Raw genomic sequence first — 8,501 nt, forward strand, 5'->3', positions numbered from 1 at the left:
CAGACAAATCGACGTCAGGAAAATGTCTGGCCCCTATGGGGTTTTCGACCCGTTTCCGGACAATGGTTACATTTAAACTACTGCCTGAGTGCCGCGTTACAATTCTTATGTGACAAACTGATGAAATTTGCCGACGAATTGCTCGCGACACAGAAATTAAGGCTGTGAATGCTCGGCGCATAAGCATAGTTTCAGTGGCTACAGGATTGCTTTTTATAACGATGATGCAAAGTGACCAGGACATGTCCAACTCTTCAAACAATACAATCGCATTATTGCCGCTGGGAGCGCATGAGCAGCATGGACCCCACCTTCCATTCGAGACGGACACGTTGATTGTTAAGGGATTGGTCGATCGCCTCAAACCCTTGCTACCGCCCGAATTGGATATAACGTTCCTCACCGCCGAACCAGTTGGCTATTCAATCGAACACATGGATGTGAAAGGCACAACATCGCTACGTTTTGACGAGGCAGTACATCGTTGGATTGCGATCGGTGAAAATTTAGCTGAACGCGGAATATCCAAGCTTGTCATGCTTAACGCACACGGGGGCAATTCCCCGCTTATGACAATCGTCGCTACAGAACTGCGCGTTCGCTTTGATATGCTTGCCGTCGCGACCAGTTGGACGCGCTTTGGTCTACCGGACGGTTTGATATCGCCTGAAGAAAAAACCATCGATATCCATGGTGGTTTTATCGAAACCTCGGTGATGCTGGCCCTGCATCCTGAACTTGTTCAGATGAACGAGGCGCAAAACTTCACCTCAAACCAGAGCCAGTTTGCCGCAGATTACAAGCACCTGCGAGCCTATGGGCCACACGCATTTGGCTGGAAAATGTCTGATCTGAACATGCAAGGCGTGGCGGGTAACGCTTTATTGGCCACTGCGCAGGCCGGCGAGGCAATAATCAGCCATAGCTTGAAGGGCATCGTTGAGTTGATTGAAGATGTCGCGAAGTTTGATGTTTCTGTATTCAAGACCTGATACGGCGCTCAATCGCATTGCCTCATCCTTTTGCTCGGTACAGATATGGCAAACGGTGACCCAATCACCTATATCGAGGGTCTATACTCAACAAGAGGCACGCTATGAGTGAATCTCAGACCATTTCCGCGCCAGCCGACGCTGCCAAGACCGCCCAAATACCGGTCACAGTTTTGACCGGATATCTTGGCGCAGGCAAGACAACGTTGCTCAACCGCATTTTGAGCGAAAACCATGGCAAGCGCTATGCAGTCATCGTCAATGAGTTTGGTGAAATCGGAATTGATAACGATCTGATCGTTGAGTCCGATGAAGAAATTTACGAGATGAACAATGGCTGTATCTGCTGTACCGTTCGTGGAGATCTGATCCGCGTTGTTGAAGGCCTTATGCGCCGTCCGGGCAGATTTGATGCGATCATTGTTGAAACGACGGGTTTGGCCGATCCGGTCCCTGTCGCACAAACCTTTTTCATGGATGAGGATGTGCGGAAAAAGACCACACTTGACGCGGTGGTAGCACTGGTTGACGCCAAGCATCTGCCGCTACGCCTGAAAGACAGCCGGGAAGCAGAAGACCAGATCGCATTTGCCGATGTCGTTCTGCTGAACAAGACGGATCTGGTAACACCGGAGGAGTTGGCGGTTGTTGAAGCCACGATACGCGCGATCAATCCCCACGCAGTGGTTCACCGCACTGAACGCGCCAATATTGATCTTGTGAAAGTTTTGGATCGCGGGGCATTTGACTTGACGCGTGCACTTGAGAACGACCCGCATTTTCTCGACCATGATCACCCCGATCATGCCTGCGGCCCGGATTGTGACCATGATCACGGTCATGCGCATCATCATCATCACCATCATCACGATCACGACCATACGCATGATCACGATCACAGTCATGCATCGCCAATCCACGATGTCACTGTGCAGTCAGTTTCTCTGCGCACAGGGGAATTGGTTGCCGACAAATTCTTCCCCTGGATCCAAAAGATAACGCAGGACCAAGGTCCAAATATTTTACGCCTTAAAGGTATCCTTGCATTCAAGGATGATCATGAACGCTACGTTATCCAAGGCGTGCACATGATTATCGAGGGAGACCATCAGCGAGCCTGGAAAGATGGCGAAAAGCATGACAGCCGTCTTGTTTTCATTGGACGCGAACTTGACCATGCTGCGCTGAAAGCTGGCCTTGAAAGCTGTCTTGCCTGATGCCAACCATAGCTCCACTGGATTTGGTCGGCCACTGTATCGACGCGCGTTTCATTCAAGATATCCCCTTCTTCGCTTTGGCAGATGGAACTATCCATCGTCTCGATAATGGCCACAAAGCAGTGGAGGCCCATGATGGGCTTCTTTGTGCGATTCCATCGAGCGATGGTAAGGCTTTGCTTACGGGTGGCGAAGATGGCAGAGTCTGCTTAACCGGCTCAAACGGGCTGTCAACAGAAGTAAGCAATCTGCCGCGCAAGTGGATAACAGCTCTTGCTGCGGCACCGGGTGGTGCAATAGCATTCGCATCGGGCCGCTCCGCATGGTTTCGATCTGTTGATGGTAGCCTCAAGGAGCTGGCCCATGAGCGCAGTGTTGAGGGTCTGGCCTTTGCCCCAAAGGGTCTTCGCTTGGCAATCGCACGCTATAATGGTGTGACCTTGCATTGGCCAGCTACCAATAGCACGCCGACGGAGCTCGAGTGGAAGGGCGCGCATGTCATGGTGATGTTCTCGCCAGATAACCGCTTTCTTGTTACCTCGATGCAAGAGAACGCACTGCATGGATGGCGGCTTGATGATAATCGTCACATGCGCATGACAGGCTATCCTAACAAAGTGAAAAGCTGGTCATGGAGCCCGAAGGGTAAATGGTTGGCAACGTCCGGTGCTCCAGCAGCAATCGTCTGGCCTTTTGCAGGCAAAGACGGTCCGATGGGCAAGGGGCCATTAGAACTCGGTACGCGCGGCGACAGTCTTGTGACTTCCGTTGCCTGCCATCCCGTCGAGGATATTGTCGCGATCGGTTATTCCGATGGCATGATACTTGTGGGCCGTTTTGGCGACCAGAAAGAAGTGCTATTGCGACGGCAGGGTAGTGGCGCCATTTCCACCATGAATTGGGACACTACCGGGCATCGGCTGGTCTTTGGAAGCGAGGCTGGCGACTGTGGCGTGATCGACATCACAGCATAGTTTGATGCTTTGGCCAAGAACACAAACAGGAATTGACATGTTCTTGTTTTGTTCTAATATTGGCCTATGCAATATGTTCTTGATTTTGGAGCTCCGAGTCCGCTCGTGGGTGTCCATGATCGCTTGACAGCGCATTATGGCATTCCCGCTCCGGGACTTCGGTTCACGCCTGTCAGTATGCTGGTTATGGCAATGCTGGGCTGCCGCACCCGTGACGAAGTGTCATTGGAAGCGTTTCAGAATCTTCGACAGAAATTCAAAAACTGGGAAGCTGTCGCCTCTGCTTCGTCAGACGAAGTCAATGATTGCATTCATAGGATCACTTTTCCCAAGACATACTGCATATACATCCCCGAAGCGTTGCGTGGAATTATTCGGCAACAGGGTAAACTCAGTCTCGATACACTTGCCCATATGACAGTCGGACAGGCTCTACACTCATTGCAGCAGCATCGGGGCGTCGGTCCCAAAATCAGTGCCTGCGTTCTCAATTTCAGCACTTTGCAGATGCGCGCCTTGGTAGTTGATACACACTACCTTCGTTTTGCCGCGCGATTTCAACTCATCAAAGACGATTGGAACTACAATCTCAAAATGAAAGTCATACAGCGGCTTATTCCGAACTGCTGGTTGGCTAAAGACACAGAAGAACATCACGTGCTTGTAAAAAAATTGGCGCAGGAATTCTGCGTAACTGGAACACCGCGCTGCTGTGGATGCCCTCTGCAAATGATGTGTCCACATGGTCAATGTTCGACATAGAAAATTCTGTGCGCCATGGACATGGCGACACGAGCTATTATTGTGGATTGGCTTTGCCTTGTTCGTGTGATTTTTGCATTACCCGACTTGGCTGCCAGCAAGCATTTGTGTGATCGCCAAGCCACCAGCAATTAATGATCGTATAGGGTCTGGGAAATTTTTCGGGAAGCCGACGCATTATGAAATGCTGCGCCGGAATGTTCACTGGCATTATGCCGCTTGATTTGAATAGATATGATTCATGGGTAAGCGCACGGGTCATTTTATGCCGGTTTCGATGTTGGACAGTCAGCTTTCAACGTTGGAATCGCCTGTTGGGGAAGATCTGGTTTTTCGCCAGGATGTGTCACGGAGCATTGACGCAATTGTTGGTGCGAGCGTTGGCTGGCTACGGCGGCTTAGGGTTTAGATAAGTGACTGGGGTCAAGCTGTTCCGGCAGGGACGCAACTCGGATCGCGACCGTTTGAACTGTTTGTGTCCGGTTGTGCTTGACCGTCGGCCGTTGATTGGCCGGTTTGGGGTTTGCACCCACATTTGGCACTGTGGCTTGCGGGTTGCAGCCACATTGGTGCATTGCTGCGGCTTGGTGCTGTGTTTGTGTGTTGGATTGTAGCGGTGTATTTTGTGGGATGTTGAGTTATTGGTTGCGGGGACAGGATTTGAACCTGTGACCTTCAGGTTATGAGCCTGACGAGCTACCGGGCTGCTCCACCCCGCGTTACCAAGACCGGCGCTGACGCCGTTTGCAGCCCGGACTTCTCCGTTTGTCCGGCCTCAAAAGCGAAGGTGCTTTTTCGGGCTTTCGGACGGGGTGCTGCTCCACCCTTTTGTGGCAGGAGGGCATTGCTGCCATTGCCATTGTGCTTTTGGCATTGTCCAGATTACCCGGAATGTTTGCCAAAAGCAAAAAGGCCGCGTCCTGAACGTATTCTGGCGCGGCCTGATTGGTCTGTTATGTATTGTTGTGTGATTTGAGCAGCATTTTGTTGCGTTTAGCAGACCTGGCAGCGACCTACTCTCCCGCGTCTTGAGACGAAGTACCATTGGCGCAGGGGCGTTTCACGGCCGAGTTCGGAATGGGATCGGGTGCAGCCACCCCGCTGTAACCACCAGGTCAGCAAAGCGCAACAAAATGAAGAAGCTGGAATTGTTTGTCTTGATTGTTGGCGATGATCGATCTTGCGGGCATTTGCCCACAAGGCCGACTTGGCCGTCGCCGGTTGCCCGGCGCGCTGTCGCAGCGCCCGCACCAAAGGTGCGATAGGGCGCGTGAGACAATCTATTTCATCTGACTTTGTCAGATGGATATAAGTAATGAGAATGATCAAGCCAATCGAGCTATTAGTACCGGTAAGCTTCATGCGTTGCCGCACTTCCACACCCGGCCTATCAACGTGGTGGTCTTCCACGGCTCTGATAGGGAATACTCGTTTTCAGGTGGGTTTCCCGCTTAGATGCCTTCAGCGGTTATCCCGTCCGTATATAGCTACCCTGCTATGCGGCTGGCGCCACAACAGGTCCACCAGAGATACGTCCATCCCGGTCCTCTCGTACTAGGGACAGATCCTGTCAATATTCCTACACCCACGGCAGATAGGGACCGAACTGTCTCACGACGTTCTGAACCCAACTCACGTACCGCTTTAAATGGCGAACAGCCATACCCTTGGGACCTGCTCCAGCCCCAGGATGCGATGAGTCGACATCGAGGTGCCAAACAACCCCGTCGATATGGACTCTTGGGGGTCATCAGCCTGTTATCCCCGGCGTACCTTTTATCCGTTGAGCGATGGCCCTTCCACGCGGGACCACCGGATCACTATGACCGACTTTCGTCTCTGCTCGACTTGTCAGTCTCGCAGTCAGGCGGGCTTATGCCATTGCACTCGACGACCGATTTCCGACCGGTCTGAGCCCACCATCGCGCGCCTCCGTTACTCTTTAGGAGGCGACCGCCCCAGTCAAACTACCCACCATACACTGTCCCGGATCCGGATAACGGACCGCGGTTAGACATCCATATAGGTAAGGGTGGTATTTCAAGGATGACTCCACGAAGGCTGGCGCCCCCGCTTCAAAGTCTACCACCTATCCTACACATGCCGACACGAATGCCAGTGTAAAGCTATAGTAAAGGTGCACGGGGTCTTTCCGTCTAACCGCAGGAACCCCGCATCTTCACGGGGAATTCAATTTCACTGAGTCTGCGTTGGAGACAGCGGGGAAGTCGTTACGCCATTCGTGCAGGTCGGAACTTACCCGACAAGGAATTTCGCTACCTTAGGACCGTTATAGTTACGGCCGCCGTTTACTGGGGCTTCAATTCAAAGCTTGCACCTCTCCTCTTAACCTTCCAGCACCGGGCAGGCGTCAGACCCTATACGTCGTCTTGCGACTTCGCAGAGCCCTGTGTTTTTGGTAAACAGTCGCTACCCCCTGGTCTGTGCCACCCTCCTCTACTTGCGTAAAAAAGGGTCACGCTTCTTCCGAAGTTACGCGTGCAATTTGCCGAGTTCCTTCAACGCAGTTCTCTCAAGCGCCTTGGTATTCTCTACCAGTCCACCAGTGTCGGTTTAGGGTACGGTCTATACGCGGGAGCTATTTCCTGGAACCGCCCCGAAGCCCCTCCAATCCAATAAGGAGGAACAACATACGCGATCCGTCACTACCCGCAGGCCCACGAATATTAACGTGGTTCCCATCGACTACGCCTTTCGGCCTCGCCTTAGGGGCCGGCTAACCCTGCTCAGATTAACTTTAAGCAGGAACCCTTGGACTTTCGGCGAGGGAGTCTCTCACTCCCTTTATCGTTACTCATGTCAGCATTCTCACTTCTGATACCTCCAAAGGCCCTCACGGGTCCCTCTTCAACGGCTTACAGAACGCTCCGCTACCACTTGCATTTACATGCAAATCCACAGCTTCGGTGTATGGCTTTAGCCCCGGTACATTTTCGGCGCAAAGACCCTTATTTAGACCAGTGAGCTGTTACGCTTTCTTTAAATGATGGCTGCTTCTAAGCCAACATCCTGGTTGTTTTGGGATCCTCACATCCTTTCCCACTTAGCCATAACTTAGGGACCTTAGATGGTGGTCAGGGTTGTTGCCCTCTTCACGACGGACGTTAGCACCCGCCGTGTGTCTGCCGATTAGTACTCTTCGGTATTCGGAGTTTGGTTAGGTTTGGTAAATCGGTGAGATCCCCTAGCCCATCCAGTGCTCTACCCCCGAAGGTATTCGATCGACGCTCTACCTAAATAGATTTCGCGGAGAACCAGCTATCTCCAAGTTTGATTGGCCTTTCACCCCTAGCCACAAGTCATCCCAATCTATTGCAACAGATGCGGGTTCGGTCCTCCAGTAAGTGTTACCTTACCTTCAACCTGCTCATGGCTAGATCACTTGGTTTCGGGTCTAATCCAACGAACTGAACGCCCTGTTCAGACTCGCTTTCGCTGCGCCTACACCTACCGGTTTAAGCTTGCTCGTCAGACTAAGTCGCTGACCCATTATACAAAAGGTACGCTGTCACCCAGAACAAATCTTGGGCTCCAACTGTTTGTAGGCATTCGGTTTCAGGATCTCTTTCACTCCCCTTGTCGGGGTGCTTTTCACCTTTCCCTCACGGTACTGGTTCGCTATCGGTCATGCACGAGTACTTAGGCTTGGAGAGTGGTCTCCCCATGTTCAGACAGGATTTCACGTGTCCCGCCCTACTCAAGGACTTCTGTTCGCATTACGTGTACGGGGCTATCACCCATTCTAGCCACCCTTTCCAAGGTGTTCCACTTGTCTCACAAAAGCCACTGGCCTGGTCCGCGTTCGCTCGCCACTACTTACGGAGTCTCGTTTGATGTCCTTTCCTCCGGGTACTTAGATGTTTCAGTTCCCCGGGTTCGCTTCTAACCCCTATGTATTCGAAAGTTAGATACCTTATTATGATATCTAGAAAAATGAATTGTTCTTCGAACATTCGTCCAACAACTCAAATTTTCTAGATATCTAAGGTGGGTTTCCCCATTCGGAAATCGTCGGATCAAAGGGTATTCGCACCTCCCCGACGCTTATCGCAGCGTATCACGTCCTTCATCGCCTGTGCATGCCAAGGCATCCACCAAATGCCCTTAAGACACTTGATCATTCTCATTGCCAATATCCATCCTTGCCTTAACGAGCATCTTGCACCTGTGGGGGATACCAACAGGCTGCTAAAACACCCAGCAACAATCGATTTGACAAAAAAGACCAGCTTCTTGAGATAAATTCGATGGCTCTGCGGTTAAGCGGCCAATCATAAGTCAGAGGCTTTTGATGAGCACCCCTGACGACATTACCCGGCGTTCATGGCCATAAGGCCGGCAGATCAGCACACAAAGGTGCAAATCCTTGAACATCCGGAATAATCCGAACTTATCTTCTCTTCACAATGTCATACAGAACAGGCAACCTGCAGGCCTAAACCCGACAAGCTGCAAACTTGTTTCTTCCCTCACATGATACTTGCCTTCGCATCGTCCATCTCCAAAACCTTTGGTGGAGGCGGACGGGATCGAAC

General features: G+C 51.7%; 4 protein-coding genes, 2 tRNA genes, 2 rRNA genes and 1 pseudogene (1 of these 9 running past the window's edge). 5 read left to right on the plus strand and 4 right to left on the minus strand.

What is annotated here, in order from left to right; translation table 11 throughout:
- Positions 1-224 precede the first annotated feature (224 nt).
- From QFZ34_RS09440 to QFZ34_RS23365, 5 genes and pseudogenes are all read left to right on the plus strand, one after another.
- A complete protein-coding gene (locus QFZ34_RS09440) occupies positions 225-992 on the plus strand; it encodes a creatininase family protein (protein ID WP_370878836.1) in 768 nt (255 codons plus the stop codon).
- Between the two features lie 104 nt (positions 993-1,096).
- Positions 1,097-2,209, plus strand: a complete 1,113-nt coding sequence (locus QFZ34_RS09445) for a CobW family GTP-binding protein (protein ID WP_307280011.1) — start codon at positions 1,097-1,099, stop codon at positions 2,207-2,209.
- On the plus strand, positions 2,209-3,183 hold the full coding sequence (locus QFZ34_RS09450) for a WD40 repeat domain-containing protein (protein WP_307280013.1): 975 nt from the start codon (positions 2,209-2,211) through the stop codon (positions 3,181-3,183). The genes QFZ34_RS09445 and QFZ34_RS09450 overlap by 1 nt, the downstream gene beginning before the upstream one ends.
- Before the next feature lie 186 nt (positions 3,184-3,369).
- On the plus strand, positions 3,370-3,945 hold the full coding sequence (locus QFZ34_RS09455) for an endonuclease III domain-containing protein (RefSeq protein WP_307280015.1): 576 nt from the start codon (positions 3,370-3,372) through the stop codon (positions 3,943-3,945).
- A gap of 241 nt (positions 3,946-4,186) precedes the next feature.
- Positions 4,187-4,354: pseudogene (locus QFZ34_RS23365) on the plus strand (gluconokinase); the annotation flags it as partial.
- Positions 4,355-4,587: 233 nt separating this feature from the next.
- Here QFZ34_RS23365 and QFZ34_RS09460 read toward each other — a convergent pair.
- The 4 genes from QFZ34_RS09460 to QFZ34_RS09475 form a co-directional block, all read right to left on the minus strand.
- Positions 4,588-4,664, minus strand: a tRNA-Met gene (locus QFZ34_RS09460).
- A 281-nt stretch (positions 4,665-4,945) separates the two neighbouring features.
- Positions 4,946-5,060, minus strand: a 5S ribosomal RNA gene (rrf, locus tag QFZ34_RS09465).
- Positions 5,061-5,266: 206 nt separating this feature from the next.
- Positions 5,267-8,085 (minus strand): 23S ribosomal RNA (locus tag QFZ34_RS09470).
- A gap of 392 nt (positions 8,086-8,477) precedes the next feature.
- Positions 8,478-8,501, minus strand: a tRNA-Ala gene (locus QFZ34_RS09475); it runs 52 nt beyond the window's last position.

The sequence above is a fragment of the Phyllobacterium ifriqiyense genome (assembly GCF_030817885.1).
Classification (GTDB): Bacteria; Pseudomonadota; Alphaproteobacteria; order Rhizobiales; family Rhizobiaceae; genus Phyllobacterium; species Phyllobacterium ifriqiyense.

Bases quoted from the DNA above. Each gene is read 5' to 3' on its own strand.
- QFZ34_RS09450 (WP_307280013.1), top strand. From the start codon at position 2,209: ATGCCAACCATAGCTCCACTGGATTTGGTCGGCCACTGTATCGACGCG.
- QFZ34_RS09455 (WP_307280015.1), top strand. From the start codon at position 3,370: ATGGCAATGCTGGGCTGCCGCACCCGTGACGAAGTGTCATTGGAAGCG.
- QFZ34_RS09445 (WP_307280011.1), top strand. From the start codon at position 1,097: ATGAGTGAATCTCAGACCATTTCCGCGCCAGCCGACGCTGCCAAGACC.
- QFZ34_RS09440 (WP_370878836.1), top strand. From the start codon at position 225: ATGCAAAGTGACCAGGACATGTCCAACTCTTCAAACAATACAATCGCA.